Raw genomic sequence first — 17,158 nt, forward strand, 5'->3', positions numbered from 1 at the left:
CCGGCCTGAGGGTCATCTACTAAATCTGTCCGTATCCCGCTTCGTGGTTACCTTTGTCTAAGGGCTATACGGCTGTTGACAAAGGCGGCGCCGATATTGCCGGCGCCGCGTAAGGTGCAGGTGGTTGCAGCCGCTATGGCTTGATCGTCACCAGTTGCCGTTCGAAGCTTGCGAGATCGAAATAGTCGCGCCAGACGGTGATCCTGCCGTTTTCCACCGTCAGCGTGCCCATGACCGGCAGGGTGATCGTGCCGCCACTTTCATGAGTGAAGATATCGATGCGCTCATTCAACACGACATCGCCCGAGACAGCGATCTCGATAATTTTCCAATCCACCTTGAAGCCGGTGCCGATGCCGAAATCGGCCTGGAACTTCCGGACGTTTTCGCGACCGACGATATCAGGCAGGGGCACGTTGTCGTAGAGCACATCATCGCTCAGCATGGCGAGGGCTTCGTCGATGCGGTTGGCGCTCCAGTGGGCGAAGAAGGTCTGCGCCGTTTCGAGAGGTGACATGGTGCTCCACCCTCAACCGAACTTGACGAAGTTGATCGCCGGCAGCGGGCCGCCGGGGAACTGGGTGAGGCTGCCGCCTGTCGCGAGCGGGCCGAGATCGATGCCCGCAAAGCCGAGGCGGGTGATGAGCGCGCCAACTTCCGCCTTCGCTTGCTGATCATCGCCCGAGTAGAACAGCACGCGGTTGCCGCCTTCGGCCTTGGGGTCGGCCGAGACGAGGTTGGCCAGCAGATGATTGAAGGCCTTGACGAGACGGGCGCCGGGCACGAGGCCGGCGACGATTTCGCTCGACAGGCGGCCGCCGAGTTCGGCCGGCTTGAAGAGGGGTGCCTCGATTGCGTTGTTGGCATCGATGACGATGCGGCCGGCCCAATCCGGCAGGCCGGACAGTGCCGCCGGCAGCTTCGACCAGGGCACGGCGATGAGGACGATATCGGCGCCGGCAGCCTCTTCGATCGTTCCGGCCATGATGTGCGGGGCGAGTTCTGCGGTGAGCTCGGCAAGCGTTTCCGGGCCGCGGCTGTTGGCGATGGTGGCGGAGATACCGTTACGGGCGAGAGCGCGGGCGAAGGCGGAGCCGATATTGCCGGCGCCGATGATACCGATGGACATGGCAAGTTTCCTTTCTGAATGTCGTTTCGATAGAGCCAATATCGCGCTGCCATTCCTCTTTGATTAGGCCGAAATGGATGGTATCAGTTTCAAGTGTCTCTTGAAGGTCGTGGTTGATGGAAAGCCTGGCTAACCTGGAATCCTTCGTGCGCAGCGCTGAACTCGGCGGCTTTTCGGCGGCGGCGCGGCGTCTCGGCCTGACGCCGGCGGCGGTCAGCCGCAATGTCGCGGCACTCGAAGCCAATCTGAAGCTCCGGCTCTTTCATCGCAGTACGCGCAGCCTGACGCTGACGGAGGCAGGCGAGCGCTTTCTCATCGCCATGCGCGACCATCTCGAGGGGCTCCAGGGGGCGATAGCCGAAATCTCCAACGAGCAGGCAGAGCCGGCCGGCATCCTGAAAGTCAGCCTCAGCCCGGCCTTCGGCATAGAATATGTGCTGCCCATGCTGCCCGACTTCATGAAGCGTTACCCGCTGGTGCGGCCGGAATGGATGTTCGAGAACCGGCAGGTGGATTTGGTCGGCGAAGGTTATGACGCGGCTGTTGGAGGCGGCTTCGAGCTTGCTTCGGGCGTGGTGGCGCGGGTGCTGGCGCCGGCCCATCTCGTGGCGGTGGCGTCACCTGCGTATATCAATGGCCGCGTGCTGCCGTCCGATCCGGCCGGGCTTGCGGGGCTCGACGGCATCGTCATGAAATCGATCAATACCGGGCGCATTCCGCAACGGCAAATGCGTAACGCAGCGGGAGAGGTGCAGCCTGTCGATCTCACGCCGGGGATCGTCGTCAACGATCCCGGCGCCATGCGGAAGGCCGCCCTTCTCGGGCTGGGCGTCACGCTGCTCTCCAAGCCCGATGCGCTTGCCCATCTCGACAGCGGCGAGCTGATCCGCCTGGTGCCCTCCTGGTATGTCGATATCGGCCCGATCTCCATCTATTACGCCAACAGGACGCTGCTGCCGCTCAAAACGCGGGTGTTCGTCGATTTTGTCATCGAGGGCTTTCAGCGTCAGCGGCTGGCGGAGCGTTTCGCGGGCAGCCTGGGGTGACCCTGCTTGTCCGGCCGGTAGCCGAGAACGAAGGCGACCACCTTGGCGGACGACATCTCGCAGGGTTTCAGGGTGCTGCCGCTTGCCTCCAGCAGGTAGAGGTTGAAGCTGACGATATCGCTGCCGCCGAGATCTTCGGCATAGAGCCAGATGCGCTTGCCATCCGGCGAGCGCTTGACGGTGGCGCCCCAGCGGCCGGCTTCGAAGCTACCTTCGCTGTATCCCTCTGGGATAAGGGCAAGGGCGCGCGTGAAGTTGTCGGCTGCGGGGTGCATCGGAAGCCTGTGGAGTGAGGCAAGTTCTGCTGCATAGGTGGCGGGTTGGAGAGCGCTTCGCAAGGCTAATAGCGGTCACAGTCCGGTGACACCGCGCACTTGGCCTGCAGTGCTGTTGGCCGGCCTATCAATTATGGATCAGGCCCATCTTCCTCGATGCCCTTGTCGGGCCAGATGTGGAGCGCCGCGCGTCGAAGAGCGGTCACCGCGCCGGCAGCGCCGTCGAAATCCATATCAAGAGCTTCGGCCGCATATCGGATTTCGTTTCTATCGCGGAGTCGGTTCAGTGCCCACGCCATGAATCTCGCGATATCCTTACCGTAAGCTCCTTCGGCTGCTTTCACCGCAGCTTCGGGAATGGCTTCGTAGGTCTCAACGAGGCGCCCGAGATCGATGGCGTCACGATAGGCCACAACTCTGTCCCGGCAACGATCGGCATTGGCAAGGAGCTTTTCAGCAAACATCGACTCAGGCAGCAGCGTCGGCACTTTCAGAACTGGGTCATATGCGCCGGCCAGTTCGATGCGCGGCTCGTTGACGATCTCGACCCTGATGGGCTGTTCGTGAAGTCCCACAATCATTCTGATGCCGTATGCATCTGCCCGCACGTCGCGCAGCATCTGGACAGGCTCGGGAAACACGGCGCGGATGCCACGGTCGAAGAAGCCTTCCCTGAGCTTTCTGTATCCCTCGCGGCTCGCGCAGAGGAAGTCCAGATCGAGCGATTTCCTGTATTCGCCGAGTTTGAGGACAATCGCGGTTTCGCCGCCGAACCAGCATTCGCAGTCAAGCAGGAAGCCGCTGTCCATGCTTGCAAGCATTTCGGCGATTATCTCATGTTCAGGTCGGATGAAATGCACTCAAGTCTCCCGATGCGCCGATCGTCACGATAAAAGGCCAGGGAGCATCGGTAAATCTGTTAAACCAGCATGAGGCCCTGACCATACTCTTCGGTGAGTTCCCTGATCAGAAGCCTTTCATGAGCCGTCAAGTTCTCACGATCGACGAAACGCCAATTCCGCTCATACAGGGCAAAGGCTTCGTCGGCGGCAATGGGGCGCGCAGGATTCCGGTTCCACGCGAGCATGTTCAGCTCGGGGAATTCGGCAGGAACGATCTGGTTTCCAAAATGCATCATGCGCATGAGATAGAACGGCAGCGCCTCGTTATCAATCTGTGACGCACGGCCGGCCCGTTGCCTCTCTCAGTGCCCCGTCAGCACCAGCGTCTGGACCGGCAGCAACATGGCCTGCATGCGCAGGATCATGGCGTGCACCACGCCGACCGTATCGATGACATGCAGGCCGATCGATTTGAAGGTGCCGATATTGGGGTCGGCGAGCGCTTCGTGGTTGTTGGTATAGGCGTTGGCGATGCAGCTGCCGCCGGGCGGCACGCCGTCGAGGCCGCCGGGGAAGAGGGGCTGCAGGAAAACGGTCAGCGTGCCGGGGCTTGACAGTTGCGTGACATCGACGAGCTGGTCGGTGGGGCGCAGCTGGCCGGCGGCGATCACATCCTGCACCTCGGTGACGACGAGCGGGATGATGGCGAAGGGTTTGCCAACGCAAGTGGCTTCGGCCACCATGCCGGGCCTCATGACCTGCGCCTCGATCTGCCCGAAGCCGGCAACCAGCGTGCCGCGGCCGGCTTCTTCGGGCACGAGGATGCCCGCCGGGCGCAGCATGGTGTTCAGCACATCGCCCTTGCGCAGCGTAAACTGCTGGACGGTGCCGTTGATGCCGGCCTTGACGACCGTCTTGTCCAGTTCCACCTGGGCCTGGTTGAGTGCTGCGCCGGCACTGGCCTTCTGCGCCGGCAGGAGCACGTTGAGCTTGGTCTGCAGCGTTTCCTTGTTGGCATAGGCGGCACTGACCATGCCCCGCTGGCTTTCCACGGTATTGGTCAGCCGGTCCACCTCGCGGCGGGCAACCGCATCGTTCTTCAGAAGCTGGGTCTTCATCTGCAACTCGTCGATCGAGACCTGCAGGGCGCCTTCAGCCTGCCGGATCATGCCGTCGGCGCTGGCAAGCTCGCTCTCGGCCACCCTGGTCTGAGCCTCGACTTCGGCAATCTGCTTGTGCGCCACATCAAGGGCGGCCTTCTGGGCGGAATCGTCAAGGCGGAAGAGCGGTGCGCCAGCCGCGACCTTCTGGTTTACGYCGACATAGACCTCATCGACCCGGCCCATGGATTCCGGCAGGATGGTGACGGTGCGGAAGACGGCGGTGACGCTCTTCGTCGAGGGGTGGAAATAGAAGATCATGGTGATCAGCGAGATGGTGAGCAGCAGACAGGCGGAAATGCCCCAGCGCAGTTCGTACCACATGCTGTAGAGGGTGATCTCGCGGCCTATGCGCTTGTCCTGCACATAGCGGCGGTAGAGATAATCCGGGAGGATGGTCAGCATCGAGCACAGCATCAGTTCAAGCATGGTCAGATACCTTCTCCCTGTGCACCGGACTTGATGACCGGCTGGACGATGTGCGGATGCGTGGCGGATGGCGCGGGAGCGATCGGTGCACCGGAAACGGGCGCAGTGGCCGTGGGAGAATTGGCCGGGGGCGACGGGTCTGCTGCAACCGGGGCAGCATGATTTGAGGCTGGCGGAGCAGCCGGGGCAACACCGGCCTCGGGATGGCGGCTTGCGAGCCTCGCAATCGACCGGGCGATCGAATAGAGCGGTGTCGAAAAATCCGGAATTCGGATCATCGCCAGCAGCAGGCCGATGATCCAGTAGAGGTGATTGTGGGTGAAGAGCGAGATCAGTGCCAGCACGGCGACGATCTCCAGCTGCGCCTTGTTGGCCCGGTGCGCGATGCGCTCGGGAACGGCATGGAGCTGGAAGTAGAAATTGCCGATGGCGAGGATCATTACCAGGATCAGCACAATGACGGCGATGAAGAGATAGTCGGTCTGGCCGGGTCCGGTGATGAAGCCGGGTACATGGTCGGTGAGGGCGGTGTGATAGGCCCGCGTCGCTGCGTCATCGGCTGCTGACGCAGATTGCGTGGCCGCCGATGCCGCCGCAACGGTCGCGGTCAGGCGGCGCCCACACTGCCTCATCCTGTTCAATCGGTCTCTCATGCCTGACTTCCCCCCGGATGGCATTTTAGTGTGGGCTGAAGTTTAGGCGCTTTGTATGCAACACGAAAGTACGCAACAGTAATATCGGCGTAAATACATGTAGCTGTCGGCCTTTCGGATAAGGCTTCCGGTTGAGAGGGTTGAAAGCAGGAATTGGTGCCGCGGGGCAGGCCCGCGGCACGGATGCGTTTAGCGGATCTTGACGGAGGGCTCTCGCGCCCAGACCCGCAGTTTTCCAAGTTCAGCGACAAATGCCTCGATGTCCTTGGCCGAGCCGATCTCGACCGTGCCTTCATCGAGATCCTCGATGCCTGCCTTCCGCATGAGCGCCAGGACAGGGGCTGCGTAGCCAATGAACTTGCAATGGGCGAATGCATCGGCGACGAAATCGCGGGCGGTGGATTCCTTGAGGAGGTCGGGCATCGCGTCTTCTGCGGCGAGAACGGCGACCGCATCATAGAGAACGGATGGTCCGCCATCGATCATCTGCTGGGCTTCAAGGAACGAGCCGTCCGACAGGGTCACGCCTCCGATCTTGGGCGCAATGATCTCGACCACGCCCTTTTCCCCGGTAATCGCGCCGGTAATGGCTCCAACGAGAGCCGCGTCCGATCCATCAGTCACCAGCAACCCGAGTTTGCGGCCCTCGAACCGTTTGGGTCCGCGCTCGATGATGCTGAGTGCGGCCGAAGGCTCCAGATCCTGACGGGTCGGCATGGCCGCGTCCGCCGGCTTCGGCATGTCGGCAATGCCGAGCGCTGCTGCCACCTTCGCAGCCAGCGTCTCGTCGATGTTCAGCAGATGCGATACCATCCGCTCGCGGATGACGGGATTTTCGACCTTGCTGAGTTCGAAGGTCAGGGCGGCGGCGATGTGGCGCTGCTCGGGCGGCGTCTGGCTGATATAGAACTGGCGCGCCTGGCTGTAATGGTCGGCAAAGCTTTCGGGACGCAGGCGCACCTTCTGCCCCGTTTCCTCCGACGGGAAGGTGCGGAAGCCCCTGGCCGGCGATTCCCGCGGGCCTTCGCCCGAGGAATTCGGTTCGTAGTTGATCCGGCCGACCGGGTTGCGCATCGCCATGTGCCCGTCCTGCTGGAAATGGTGGAAGGGACACTTCGGTGCATTGATCGGCAGATGGGTGAAGTTCGGTCCGCCAAGGCGCTTCAGCTGCGTATCGAGATAGGAGAAATTGCGTCCCTGGAGCAGCGGGTCATTGCTGAAATCGATGCCGGGCGGGACGTTCTGGGTCATGAAGGCGACCTGTTCGGTTTCCGCGAAAAAGTTGTCCGGCATGCGGTCGAGCACCAGCCGGCCGATCGGCTGGACGGGCAGGATCTCCTCGGGAATGATCTTGGTGGGGTCGAGCACGTCGAAATCGAATTCGTCTGCGAATTTCTGATCGAAAAGCTGCACGCAGAGTTCCCATTCCGGGAAGTTGCCCGATTGGATCGCCTGCCAAAGATCGCGCCGATGGAAATCGGGATCGGCGCCATTGATCTTGACGGCTTCATTCCAGACCACCGACTGCAGCCCGAGCTTGGGCTTCCAGTGGAATTTGACGAAAGTGGATACGTCCTTCTCGTTGACGAAGCGGAAGGTATGCACGCCGAAACCTTCCATGAAGCGGAATGATCGCGGGATCGCGCGGTCGGACATCACCCACATGATCATGTGCATGCTTTCCGGAGTCAGCGAGATGAAGTCCCAGAAATTGTCGTGGGCCGACTGCGCCTGGGGAAAGCCGCGGTCCGGTTCAGGTTTGACCGAATGGATGATATCCGGAAACTTGATGGCATCCTGGATGAAGAAGACCGGAATATTGTTTCCGACCAGATCCCAATTTCCCTCCTGGGTGTAGATCTTTACGGCAAAACCGCGCACGTCGCGCGCGAGATCGAAGGAACCCTTGCTGCCGGCGACAGTGGAGAAGCGCACGAAGGCCGGCGTCTTCTCGCCGGCGCGCTGGAAAAGATCAGCCCTCGTATATTTCGACAGGGGGGCATAAGTCTCAAAGAAACCGTGCGCGCCATAACCGCGGGCATGGACCACCCGCTCCGGAATGCGCTCGTGGTCGAAATGGAATATCTTTTCGCGGAAATGGAAATCCTCGATCAGGGCCGGGCCGCGCGGGCCGACCCTCAGCGTGTTCTGATCGTCTGCAACGGGTGCGCCCTGCGACGTCGTCAAGACGTCGGCGCCATCCTCGGCGATCTGATGGAGCTCGCCGCCGGCCCCCCTGTGAAGGCGCTGATCGTGGATAGTCGCGGTTGCGGATGCAGCTGTTTTTACGGTTTTGGGTGACATGGGTCCCTCCTTGGGTCGATGAGGGAATGCACTCAACTGCTCATTGTTCCTGTCCGGAAACGGTGTCGCCGCTGTATTCGGACCGACGTGAAATCGGGCTCAGGGAGACGCGCGGAATTTCGGCAATCAACAAAGCAGGCTTTCGGGGCCGGCTTTTGGGGCGGGCTTTGTTGGGCGGTTGCTGATATACGCTGAATCGAGAGCATGGGGCGGCGCTGGACAAACCGTTTCAGTGGAGGTCTCTCCATTCTGCCGGGGTAAGCCCTTCCCATGCGCGGAAGGCCCGATAGAACGAACTGGTATCCTGAAAGCCCAGCAGGAATGCTATCTCCTCGATGCCGTTCTGCCCGTCGGACAGCAAACGGCGGCCGAGTTCCCGCCGCGCTTCGTCCAGCAGGCCGCGATAGCTCGTGCCCTGTTCTGTGATGCGGCGCTGCAGGGTCCGCTCGCTCATGCCCATTTCGCGGGCCACATCGGCAATATCGGGTTTGCCACTGGCGATGCGGCGCTTGATCAGGATCTTTACCTGATCGGGGAGCGAGGATCGTGCTTCGATCTCGCCAAGCGATGCAGCAAGAGAGGGATCGAGGATCGCAAGCAGTTCGGGGTTATGTCCTGAGAACGGCAGGTCCAGATCGGCACGATCCAGCACCAGCACGTTCTGCGCGCAGCCGGTACGAACAGGTGCATCAAAGTAGGATCGATGTGCTTCGCTCACCGGCCCGGTTCGGGTCATCTCGACCCGGATGGGCATGAGATGCCGCCCCGTTCCGCGCCGCCCGAGTTCAAGGATCGCCGCAAAGGTCACGTCGGCTGCCGCATCCGGCTCGGCTTCATCGGTATGAAGCCAGCGCACCGCGACGCGGCATTCGCTCACGGTTTCGGCTGCGGTCAGTTCCTCCGGGGTGCAGAGCCGTTTGAACCGCGCCAGCCGATGCAACCCGTCGCGGTAATCCCGCGCGAAAAAGGCCGACATCGTGGCGGGCGGATGCAGCGAGGTATCGGTCTCGACGGTCATGCGCAGGCCGATGGCGGGGTCTTGCGACAGCGTTTCGACCGCACGCCACAGCGCGAAATACTGTGCGGTGGACAGCCATGTCTCCGGCGCGATATGCAGTGTCGCCGGCAACCTTGCCTGACGCAGCAGAGCCGGGGCGGGCAAGCCCATGCGCTCCGCCGCCCGCCAGAAGGCCTGCGGCAGCCTGCATCTGTCGCCCGCATTCCCGGTCATCATTGCATCCTCTACGGCGGCCTTCACATCTGGCTCTTGATCAGCCGGTCGAAGGCGCGGTCGCCCAGCCACTTGCGCACCCAGATCATCATCTTTGCGTATTTGCCCGCTGCATAGCGGGTTTTGGGCCGGGCCGACCGGACGGCATCACCGACGACATCGGCGATGACCTTGGGATCGGTTCCCTGGCCCCGGCCATAGCTCCTGTCGATGGAGGCGGCCACGCTTTGCGCGAGCTTCCCGTAAGGGCCGGTGCCGGACCGTTCCAGGATGCCCCGGGAAGCGGCGTCGCCAAAGCCTGTTTCGATAAGTCCCGGCTCGATCACGACGACGCGGATGCCGAAGGGTTCGAGCTCGAGCCGCAGGCTGTCGGACCAGCCTTCCAGCGCATGCTTGGTGGCGTGATACCAGGCGCCGAGCACCGTATAGATCTTGCCGCCCATCGAGGTGATGTTGACGATGGTGCCTGCGCCGCGCGCCCGCATAGCTGGAAGCAGAAGCTGGGTCAGGCGCGCGGGGCCAAAGACGTTCACCTCGAACTGATAACGCGCCTCATCGAGCGGGATCTCCTCGACAGGGCCGTAGAGACCGAAGCCGGCATTGTTGACCAGCACATCGACGCCACCAGATCTCTCGGTGATGGCCCTGACGGCGGCAACGATGTCCTCGTCCTTCGAAATATCCATCTGCAGCGGGATTGCGCCAAGCTCTGCCAGATCGGCCATCTTCTCGACGTTGCGGGCGGCGACATAGACCAGATAGCCATCAGCGATCAGGCGTCCGGCGATGGTCTTTCCCATGCCGGATGACGCGCCGGTGACCAGGGCCGTGGATTGGGATTTGCTGTTCATGATGCACCTTTTTGCTCTTGCATAGAACGCAAGGTAATCGGCGCATCATGCCAGATCATTTGCAGACGACGCCAGACATATTGCGAAAGGCGCCAATTCTCCCCGCCAACGACTCAGATGGCGAGGAAACGTTTGCGGGTTCTGCCCGGAGATCAGTTCGACTTCTTGGCGTCGACTTCCTTATAGGCGGCGTCGAGGAAGCTGGTGTCGATCCACTTGTCGTAGTCGACGGAGCCCTTGAGCAGCTTGGCGTCGGCCATGAACTGCTCTTCGCTCTTCAGCGAGGCGAGCGCCTCAGGAGTGATCTTCGGGTCCTGGTAGAAGACGTTGTCCTTGTAGGTCTTGCGCACGGACTTTTCCGAGGACTTGGTTTCGTCGACGAAGATCTTGATCGTGTCTTCCGGGTGGGCGTCGGCCCAGCGTGCGGTTTCGATATCGACCTTCAAGAGGCGCTTGACGAGATCAGGGTATTTCTTGACGAATTCGCCATTGGCAGAGATCAGGAAGGGGGCGGACCATTCCGGATGCGAGGAGGCATCGAGGATGACGCGGGCCTCGCCGGTGTCGACGAGCTTGGCGGCGACATCGCCGCTTTCGACGACGGCATCGACATCACCGCGCACCAGCGCCGGGCCTGACGCGTCGAAGGCGAGGTTGAGGGATTCCACGTCGTTGAGCGACAGGCCAGCCGACTTCAGCGCCTTTGCGAAGGTGGAGTGGCGTACGGTGCCGGTGAGATAGGCGACCTTCTTGCCCTTCAGGTCCGCCAGCGACTTGATCGGCGAGTCCGTCTTGACGATGATCGCCGAGCCATTTTCCTTGACGAAGCTGGAGAGGCCGATCGCCTTCACATCCGCACCGGCTGCGGCGACGCGCAGCGCCGGATTGTTGCCGGTGTAGATGAATTCGACAGCACCCGTGGCAAGTGCAGTGGTGGCTTCCGAGCCGCCATTGGTGAAGGCGATGAATTCGACCTTGATGCCATCTTTTTCGAATTCCTTGGCGAGCGAGCCGCTATGGCGCTCGAGGATGAATTTCAGGTGGCCGGGCGCCGTGCTGCCGATGCGGATGACATCGGGCTTGTCTTCGGCAAAGGCCGGCGTGGAGAGCGCGGCACTGCCGAGGGCGAGGGCTGCGAGGCCTGATAGCAGCGTGCGGCGCAGGATGGATGGGTTGAAGCTTGTCATGTGATGTCCCCTTCAGAAACGGTATTGCAATCAGTTGTGAGAGATTTCGGAGCTGCCCTTCCAGGCGGTCGCCCAGCGCTCGAACCAGACGAGCAGGTAGTTCACGAGCAGGCCGATCGCGGTCATGGTGATGATGCCGGCATACATGTCGGCCGTTTCCATCATCAGCTGCGACTGCTGGATCAGGAATCCGAGGCCGGATTTAGCGGCGAGCATTTCGGCGCCGATGACGGCGAAGATCGAGGATTTGACGGCAAGGCGCATGCCCGAGACGATGGAGGGAATGCTGGCCGGCAGGATGACCTTGCGGAACATGTCGAGATCGGACGTGCCCATGGAGCGGGCGGCTTTGAGCAGCAGCGGATCGACGGATTTGACGCCCGAAATCGTGTTGATCAGCAGGAAGAAGATCGAGGAATAGAAGCAGATGGCGATCTTGGAGGCCTCGCCAATGCCGAGCAGCAGGATGAAGACCGGCAGAAGGGCAAATTGCGAGGTGTTGCGCAGCGTCTGCACGAGCAGGTCCGAGACCTTTTCGAAGAGCGTATAGCGGCCCATCAGGAAGCCGAGCGGCACGGCAATGACGACCGCCAGCAGGAAGCCGATGGCGGCGCGCTGCAGGCTGATGCCGATATTGGCCGAGAGCGTGCCGTCGAGCAGCATGGCGTACCAGGCTTCCAGCACTTCGCTCAGCGGCGGGAAGAAGATGCGGTTCAGCCAGCCGAGGCGGGGGGCGATTTCCCAGAGGCCGAAGAAGACGACCATTAGCGGCAGGCCATAGGTGAAGGTGCCGAATTCGAGGCGGCGCTTAGGGCGCGCAGCTTTCTCCCGCGAGGGGAAGAGGCGGGCGCCGAAGGCGGGTTTATCGGTGACGTAGGCCATAAGCTTTCTTCCCTTCAGTGGGCATAGGCGGGCGAAAGCGCCCAGTCTTTCTGCGCCTTGTTCACCTCGTCACGCAGCGCCTCCCAGACGCGGCCGCGATGGGCGTTGAACTCCGCACTTGCTCTGATGTCGCCATCGCGCGGGCGGGGCAGGTCGATCTCGATGATTTCCTTCACCGTGCCGGGGCGGGCGGTCATGACGACGATACGGTCGGCGAGGTAGATCGCCTCGTCGATCGAGTGGGTGACGAAGACGACAGTCGTGTTGATCTTTTCCCAGATGCGCAGGAGTTCGGTCTGCAGGATCTCGCGGGTCTGGGCATCGAGTGCTGCGAAGGGCTCGTCCATCAGCAGGACTTCGGGGTCGGTCGCGAGAGCGCGGGCAATCGCCACGCGCTGCTGCATGCCGCCGGAGAGCTGGTTGGGGAAACGATCCTCGAAGCCGGAGAGGCCGAAGAGGGAGAGGAAGTAGCGGGCCTTCTCCGTGCGCTCGCGCTTGGGAACGCCGTGGACTTCAAGCGCATATTCGATATTGGCAAGAGCGGTGCGCCAGGGAAACAGCGCATATTGCTGGAAGACGTAACCAGTCTTCGGGTCCGGCTTGACGATGTGCTTGCCATCGATCCGGACGATGCCGTCGGAGGCTTCGGTGAGGCCGCCGATGATGTCCAGCAGCACGGATTTGCCGCTGCCGCTCGGGCCGACGAGGGTGATGAATTCGCCTTTGCGGATGGTGAGATCGATACCGTTCAAGACGGTGACGCGGTCCGAAGGGCGGCCATCGATCTGGACTGTCTGGCCGGGCTTCAGCTGGAAGGTCTTGCGGACATCGGTGACGGTGATGCGGTCCATGGGCTTCTCCAATTCAGACTTGCGCGACGCGGATGCGGTGGGTGGGGTCGAGTTGAGATCCGCCCGGTTTGCCGCGCTGCCAGCCGAGCGCGCGGGAATAGCTGCCGAAGAGATTGCGCTCTTCCACTTCCTCTTCGGTGATGGCGAGGGGACCATCGGCGCGCTCGGCGACATAGAGCGCGTCGGTGGGACAGTAGATTTCGCAGAGGAAGCAGGTCTGGCAGTCATCCTGGCGAGCGATGACGGGAACGCCATCGGTCGCGTCGAAGACATTGGCCGGACAGACCTTCACGCAGATATCGCATTCCACGCAGCGGCTTTCGGAGACGACTTCGATCATGATGCGATTTCCTGGCGGCTTTCTGCCTGTGCGCTGACCACGATGTCATCGACGCCGCGCACGGTGATGGAATGGGCGAAGGCCGGGTCATTACCCTTAAAGTCCGAGCGGCGGTGCATGCCGCGGCTTTCCTTGCGGGCGAATGCGGAGGCGAGCGACCAGCGGCCGTGGGCGGCAATGGCGGCTGCTTCCCGCGCCTTCAGCCTGTCGAGGCCGGAGCCGGAAAGGTGGTTTTTAACATCGGCCCAGAGCGTGTCGAGCTTGTCCTGGCTCGCCTGCAGGCGGGTGCCTTCGCGGAAATAGTTTTTCTCCAGCGGCGTGACTTCGGCGCGCACGCTGTCGATGACATCTTTCGGCGTCAGAGAGGATTTCGAAGTGCCGCCGGGGCGCAGACCCGCCTGGCCGAGCGGGCTGGAATTGGCGCGGAAGGCCTTGTCGCCGCGGCGCTTGCTATGCGACGCTGCGCCCTGGCCGGACCACCAGCCGCTGGCGATGGCCCAGGAAGAATTCGGCCCGCCGCCGCCTGATGTGGCGCCCGCGAGTGGTTCGCGGCTTGCGGCATCGCCGGCGACATAGAGGCCCTGCACATCGGTGCCGCAATCGGATGTGGCGATGCGGATGCCGCCGGTGCCGCGCACGGTGCCTTCGGCGCGGAAGGTGACGCGGAACATCTGGGCAAAGGGATCGACCGGCGCGCGGTCATAGGGCACGAAACAGTTCGGCTGGCCGCGGCGCAGCCAGTCCTGCAGGGCGGGTTCGGCCTGATCGAGCACGGCATAGACGGGGGCTTCGATCATGGCTCTCGCGATTTCCTTTTCGCGCTCGCCGATGCCGTTCTGCAGGTGGTTGCCATCGCTATCGAGGATCGGCGTGCCATCCTCGCGGAAGAAGGAGGCCCAGCGGAAGGGCAGGCCCTTGTTCAGCGAGGAGCCATAGGGGGCGAGCGTATATTTGCCGGTAAATTCCATGCCAGAGAGACTGGCGCCGGCTTCCGCCGCCATCAGGTGGCCGTCGCCGGTGAGTGCTGCCGCACCGAGGATGCGCTCATGGAAGGCGCAGCCGCCTGTTGCCAGCACCACGGCGCCGGCATCCACACGCCAGTCGCGGTCGCGCTGGCGGTCGATGCCTGCGGCACCCGTGACGGCTTCGCCATCGAAATAGAGTTCGAGGGCAGGGTGGTGATCCAGCACGGTGATGCCGGCTTTCAGCACCCGGCGGCGCATGAACGCCATGTAGTCAGGCCCGCGCAGATTGGCGATATAGAGCTTGCCATCCTCGTCATCGGGGAAGGGATAGCCCCATTCGGCAAGCTTCAGGAGGTTTTCATAGGCCTGGTCGACGGTGCGCAGCATCCAGCGCTGGTCGGCGAGATTGGCGGTGCGCTGCCAGCGGCGCTCGACGACCTGGGCACGGTTTTCGCCCGGTGGCACCAGCCAGGTGCCGGTGTTGGACGGAGCGGTTGCGCCGCTGGTGCCGAGATAGCCCTTGTCGGCAAGCACGACGCGGGCGCCATTCTGCGCCGCCGACAATGCCGCCCACGCGCCGGCCGGCCCGCCGCCGAGGACCAGCACGTCCGTCTGCAGATGCAACGGGCCGCTGCCCGCCAAGTCTTTACGCTTCAGCGACATCAGGAAATCTCTGGATCATGGGAAAGAGCGCGGCAGAGGGAGTAGCTGCCGCGACTGATATCAGGCAGCGTTGGAGAACCAGGAGGGTTCGTTGCCCGCGGTCCACTTGATGTTGCAGCCGATCGATGCGGTCTGTTCGGCTGCGGGCCTGGCGCCGGCGAGAACCGCGTCTGCGGCGGCGCGCAGATCCTTGCCGGTGACGGACTTGCCATTGCCCGGGCGGGCATCATCGAACTGGCCGTGATAGGCGAGCTTGCGCGCGCCATCGAAGAGGAAAAGATCAGGTGTGCAGGCCGCGCCATAGGCTTTCGCCACCGCCTGCGCCTCGTCTTTCAGATAGGGGAAGGTGTAGCCGATCGCTTCGGCTTCCTGGCCGACGGCCGCAAGGCTTTCTTCCGGGTGTGCTTCCGAATCGTTGCTGTTGATGGCGATGACGCGCAGGCCCCTGGCTTCGTATTCCCTGGCGAAAGCGGCCAGATCATTGCGGATCAGCTGCACGAAGGGGCAACGGTTGGAGATGAAGGCGACGAGCAGCGCCGGTGTGCCGTCAAAATCGGAGAGCTTGTGAAGCACACCCTTGGCGTCAGGCAGAATGAAGTCTGCAGCACGGGTGCCGAGCTCGATGGGATTGGAAGCGGTCTTGGGCACGGATATCCTCCTGATGCGTGAAAGAGATATAATCTATAAATTCTATGAAGTTTAAACCCGAAGGCATTTGCTTCGATGGGGCTTTAGCGAAATAGGTTTTCGTTGATGGGATGGATCGTGGAAAAATCTTGGGAGTGTGGCGGAGGAGAGGATGGAAGGAGGACTCGGTAGTCTTGGCAGGCAGAAAGAGGAGAGGCTGCGGCCCGGAGCCCCCTCATCCGACCCTTCGGGCCTCCTGACCAGGGTCGAGCCACGTGGCACAAGGGTTCTATCCGCGGATCTTCAGTCTCAGCTCCAGCAGTCAGACCTTCAAATCATCCTCCAGCCTATGCCGCATCCAGACATTCGGCTCTTCATAAAGCCCGAGCTCGCTCTCACAATCCGCAATCAGCGGCGTCAGACCGCCCTCCAGATGGTACGGCCCGGAAACGGGAAAGCGCAGACCGCTCCATTCGCTCCATTGCGACAGCGGCGCCTCGACCCGCATCGAGTTCGGAGCGATTTTCACGAGGCGGGCGCCGAGCTGCCAATGCTTGCGCACCCAGGGATCGAAGGGCGCGCCTGCCGGGGTCGTCCAGGCGATGTAGTTCTCGAAGGATGTCAGGGGATAGGCGGCCTTCTTCGTGGGGCGCACGGGGGCGACGAGGGCCTGAAAGCCGTAATGTCTGGCATCCGCCTTCATGTTGGCGATCAGCCGTTCGGCGAGATCCGAACCGCGCATGGCGGGCGAGACGACGATGGCGAGGGCTGAGAGCGCATTGGGTTTTTGACCCGACGTAAGCGCCTCTATGCCACCGGCGAGAACGGCATCCCATCCGGCATCGGGCAGGGAGGCGTCGTCTTCAGGTTCGGGCCACAGGAAGGGGATGCTGTTCGATGTAGCAACAACCTGCTCGTTTCCCTGGCTGTCCCTGCCGAGGGCCAGGAACTGATGGCGGCGCAGGCCATCAGAGAACAGGCTGTTCCAGTATCTGATGACAGTAGCGTCGCCGCCGATGAACTTCGGCCAGACGGCTGCACCGAGTTCGTCGAACGCGGGGATGAGATCGGGCCGTTCCTCGGCGGAGACAAGGGTGATCTCGTTACAGGTTTCTTCCGTCATGCCTGAATTTCCCGAATCCGTCGCTGCGAGCCCGCGCAGTCGGCCCTAACAGCTCGTCATACGCAACCTTTTGTTTATGTGCCGAACGTAGGGTCGGCCCAGGATATGAATTCCCGTGGAGGGTGAGGCAAATGGGGTATGATCTTCATATTACCCGCAAAGAGAACTGGTTTGACCCGAGCCCGGGCGTTTCGCTTGAGGACTGGCTTGCCTATGTGGAGGGCGACCCCGAGCTGCGGCACGATGGTTTTGCCGAAGCTGCCTTGAATGGTGGCAAGGTTCTCCGCGTCGTACAGAAAGGCCTCTGCGTCTGGATAGCCTATTCCGGCGGAGAGCGTGGAAACGATCTGTGCTGGCTTGCCTGGAGCGGGAGCGATAACATCGACGCCAAGAACCCCGATCCGGAAATTCGCCGCAAGATGTGGTCGATCGCCGAACACCTCGGCGCCAGAGTGCAAGGAGACGACGGGGAGTTCTATGGCCCGGATGGCGAACCCATAGCGGCCATCGCACCGGCTTCATCAACTGCAAAGCATCCGTGGTGGCGCTTCTGGTAGCAGAAGGCTGGCATCAAGAGAGCGCCTGGCTCCGGCCGAAGGC

At 62.1% G+C, this 17,158-nt stretch carries 19 protein-coding genes; 2 read left to right on the plus strand and 17 right to left on the minus strand.

Annotated features, from left to right (window positions below; all coding sequences use genetic code 11):
• Positions 1–133: 133 nt before the first annotated feature.
• Positions 134–517, minus strand: coding sequence for a limonene-1,2-epoxide hydrolase family protein (locus AC1DUP_RS23240; RefSeq protein WP_477834741.1), 384 nt, complete (start codon positions 515–517; stop codon positions 134–136).
• A gap of 12 nt (positions 518–529) precedes the next feature.
• Positions 530–1,129 carry an NAD(P)-binding domain-containing protein gene (locus AC1DUP_RS23245; protein WP_113297073.1) on the minus strand — a complete coding sequence of 200 codons (600 nt, stop codon included), beginning with the start codon at positions 1,127–1,129 and terminating at the stop codon, positions 530–532.
• Between the two features lie 116 nt (positions 1,130–1,245).
• Here AC1DUP_RS23245 and AC1DUP_RS23250 point away from each other — a divergent pair, with 116 nt between their 5' ends.
• The gene (locus AC1DUP_RS23250; protein WP_477834743.1) at positions 1,246–2,175 is read left to right on the plus strand and encodes a LysR family transcriptional regulator; all 930 of its coding nucleotides are present in this window, start codon (positions 1,246–1,248) and stop codon (positions 2,173–2,175) included.
• Here the strand turns inward: AC1DUP_RS23250 and AC1DUP_RS23255 are convergent.
• From AC1DUP_RS23255 to AC1DUP_RS23325, 15 genes are all read right to left on the minus strand, one after another.
• On the minus strand, positions 2,136–2,450 hold the full coding sequence (locus AC1DUP_RS23255) for a hypothetical protein (RefSeq protein WP_477834745.1): 315 nt from the start codon (positions 2,448–2,450) through the stop codon (positions 2,136–2,138). The genes AC1DUP_RS23250 and AC1DUP_RS23255 overlap by 40 nt on opposite strands.
• Positions 2,451–2,581: 131 nt before the next feature.
• Positions 2,582–3,310 carry a nucleotidyl transferase AbiEii/AbiGii toxin family protein gene (locus AC1DUP_RS23260; protein ID WP_477834747.1) on the minus strand — a complete coding sequence of 243 codons (729 nt, stop codon included), beginning with the start codon at positions 3,308–3,310 and terminating at the stop codon, positions 2,582–2,584.
• A gap of 59 nt (positions 3,311–3,369) precedes the next feature.
• Entirely contained in the window at positions 3,370–3,594 is a 225-nt protein-coding gene (locus AC1DUP_RS23265; protein WP_477834749.1) for a hypothetical protein, read from the minus strand.
• A gap of 60 nt (positions 3,595–3,654) precedes the next feature.
• Positions 3,655–4,881, minus strand: a complete 1,227-nt coding sequence (locus tag AC1DUP_RS23270) for an HlyD family secretion protein (protein WP_477834751.1) — start codon at positions 4,879–4,881, stop codon at positions 3,655–3,657.
• A 2-nt stretch (positions 4,882–4,883) separates the two neighbouring features.
• A complete protein-coding gene (locus AC1DUP_RS23275; protein ID WP_113297112.1) occupies positions 4,884–5,381 on the minus strand; it encodes a hypothetical protein in 498 nt (165 codons plus the stop codon).
• Positions 5,382–5,723: 342 nt separating this feature from the next.
• A complete protein-coding gene (katE, locus tag AC1DUP_RS23280) occupies positions 5,724–7,838 on the minus strand; it encodes a catalase (protein WP_477834753.1) in 2,115 nt (704 codons plus the stop codon).
• Between the two features lie 229 nt (positions 7,839–8,067).
• The gene (locus AC1DUP_RS23285) at positions 8,068–9,006 is read right to left on the minus strand and encodes an AraC family transcriptional regulator (RefSeq protein ID WP_477834853.1); all 939 of its coding nucleotides are present in this window, start codon (positions 9,004–9,006) and stop codon (positions 8,068–8,070) included.
• 86 nt (positions 9,007–9,092) lie between these two features.
• Positions 9,093–9,920, minus strand: a complete 828-nt coding sequence (locus AC1DUP_RS23290) for an oxidoreductase (RefSeq protein WP_477834755.1) — start codon at positions 9,918–9,920, stop codon at positions 9,093–9,095.
• 152 nt (positions 9,921–10,072) lie between these two features.
• Positions 10,073–11,107: an aliphatic sulfonate ABC transporter substrate-binding protein gene (locus AC1DUP_RS23295; protein ID WP_477834757.1), complete on the minus strand. Its 1,035-nt coding sequence runs from the start codon at positions 11,105–11,107 to the stop codon at positions 10,073–10,075.
• A gap of 30 nt (positions 11,108–11,137) precedes the next feature.
• Positions 11,138–11,989, minus strand: a complete 852-nt coding sequence (locus AC1DUP_RS23300) for an ABC transporter permease (RefSeq protein WP_477834759.1) — start codon at positions 11,987–11,989, stop codon at positions 11,138–11,140.
• Between the two features lie 14 nt (positions 11,990–12,003).
• Positions 12,004–12,840: an ABC transporter ATP-binding protein gene (locus AC1DUP_RS23305; RefSeq protein ID WP_113015263.1), complete on the minus strand. Its 837-nt coding sequence runs from the start codon at positions 12,838–12,840 to the stop codon at positions 12,004–12,006.
• Between the two features lie 13 nt (positions 12,841–12,853).
• The gene (locus AC1DUP_RS23310) at positions 12,854–13,180 is read right to left on the minus strand and encodes a 4Fe-4S dicluster domain-containing protein (protein WP_037107632.1); all 327 of its coding nucleotides are present in this window, start codon (positions 13,178–13,180) and stop codon (positions 12,854–12,856) included.
• A complete protein-coding gene (locus AC1DUP_RS23315; RefSeq protein ID WP_477834761.1) occupies positions 13,177–14,808 on the minus strand; it encodes an FAD-dependent oxidoreductase in 1,632 nt (543 codons plus the stop codon). Before AC1DUP_RS23315 ends, AC1DUP_RS23310 begins: the two co-directional genes overlap by 4 nt.
• 60 nt (positions 14,809–14,868) lie before the next feature.
• Entirely contained in the window at positions 14,869–15,456 is a 588-nt protein-coding gene (locus AC1DUP_RS23320) for a thioredoxin family protein (RefSeq protein WP_113310963.1), read from the minus strand.
• A 301-nt stretch (positions 15,457–15,757) separates the two neighbouring features.
• A complete protein-coding gene (locus tag AC1DUP_RS23325) occupies positions 15,758–16,558 on the minus strand; it encodes a GNAT family N-acetyltransferase (protein WP_477834764.1) in 801 nt (266 codons plus the stop codon).
• 131 nt (positions 16,559–16,689) lie between these two features.
• Between AC1DUP_RS23325 and AC1DUP_RS23330 the strand changes: the two genes are divergently transcribed.
• Complete coding sequence (locus AC1DUP_RS23330) at positions 16,690–17,115, plus strand: hypothetical protein (protein WP_477834765.1); 426 nt, start codon at positions 16,690–16,692, stop codon at positions 17,113–17,115.
• The last annotated feature ends 43 nt before the right edge of the window (positions 17,116–17,158 follow it).

This window comes from Rhizobium sp. 01L419 (assembly GCF_056400025.1).

Bases quoted from the DNA above. Each gene is read 5' to 3' on its own strand.
- AC1DUP_RS23240 (WP_477834741.1), bottom strand. From the start codon at position 517: ATGTCACCTCTCGAAACGGCGCAGACCTTCTTCGCCCACTGGAGCGCC.
- AC1DUP_RS23245 (WP_113297073.1), bottom strand. From the start codon at position 1,129: ATGTCCATCGGTATCATCGGCGCCGGCAATATCGGCTCCGCCTTCGCC.
- AC1DUP_RS23250 (WP_477834743.1), top strand. From the start codon at position 1,246: ATGGAAAGCCTGGCTAACCTGGAATCCTTCGTGCGCAGCGCTGAACTC.
- AC1DUP_RS23255 (WP_477834745.1), bottom strand. From the start codon at position 2,450: ATGCACCCCGCAGCCGACAACTTCACGCGCGCCCTTGCCCTTATCCCA.
- AC1DUP_RS23265 (WP_477834749.1), bottom strand. From the start codon at position 3,594: ATGCGCATGATGCATTTTGGAAACCAGATCGTTCCTGCCGAATTCCCC.
- katE (WP_477834753.1), bottom strand. From the start codon at position 7,838: ATGTCACCCAAAACCGTAAAAACAGCTGCATCCGCAACCGCGACTATC.
- AC1DUP_RS23285 (WP_477834853.1), bottom strand. From the start codon at position 9,006: ATGGGCTTGCCCGCCCCGGCTCTGCTGCGTCAGGCAAGGTTGCCGGCG.
- AC1DUP_RS23290 (WP_477834755.1), bottom strand. From the start codon at position 9,920: ATGAACAGCAAATCCCAATCCACGGCCCTGGTCACCGGCGCGTCATCC.
- AC1DUP_RS23295 (WP_477834757.1), bottom strand. From the start codon at position 11,107: ATGACAAGCTTCAACCCATCCATCCTGCGCCGCACGCTGCTATCAGGC.
- AC1DUP_RS23300 (WP_477834759.1), bottom strand. From the start codon at position 11,989: ATGGCCTACGTCACCGATAAACCCGCCTTCGGCGCCCGCCTCTTCCCC.
- AC1DUP_RS23305 (WP_113015263.1), bottom strand. From the start codon at position 12,840: ATGGACCGCATCACCGTCACCGATGTCCGCAAGACCTTCCAGCTGAAG.
- AC1DUP_RS23310 (WP_037107632.1), bottom strand. From the start codon at position 13,180: ATGATCGAAGTCGTCTCCGAAAGCCGCTGCGTGGAATGCGATATCTGC.
- AC1DUP_RS23315 (WP_477834761.1), bottom strand. From the start codon at position 14,808: ATGTCGCTGAAGCGTAAAGACTTGGCGGGCAGCGGCCCGTTGCATCTG.
- AC1DUP_RS23325 (WP_477834764.1), bottom strand. From the start codon at position 16,558: ATGACGGAAGAAACCTGTAACGAGATCACCCTTGTCTCCGCCGAGGAA.
- AC1DUP_RS23330 (WP_477834765.1), top strand. From the start codon at position 16,690: ATGGGGTATGATCTTCATATTACCCGCAAAGAGAACTGGTTTGACCCG.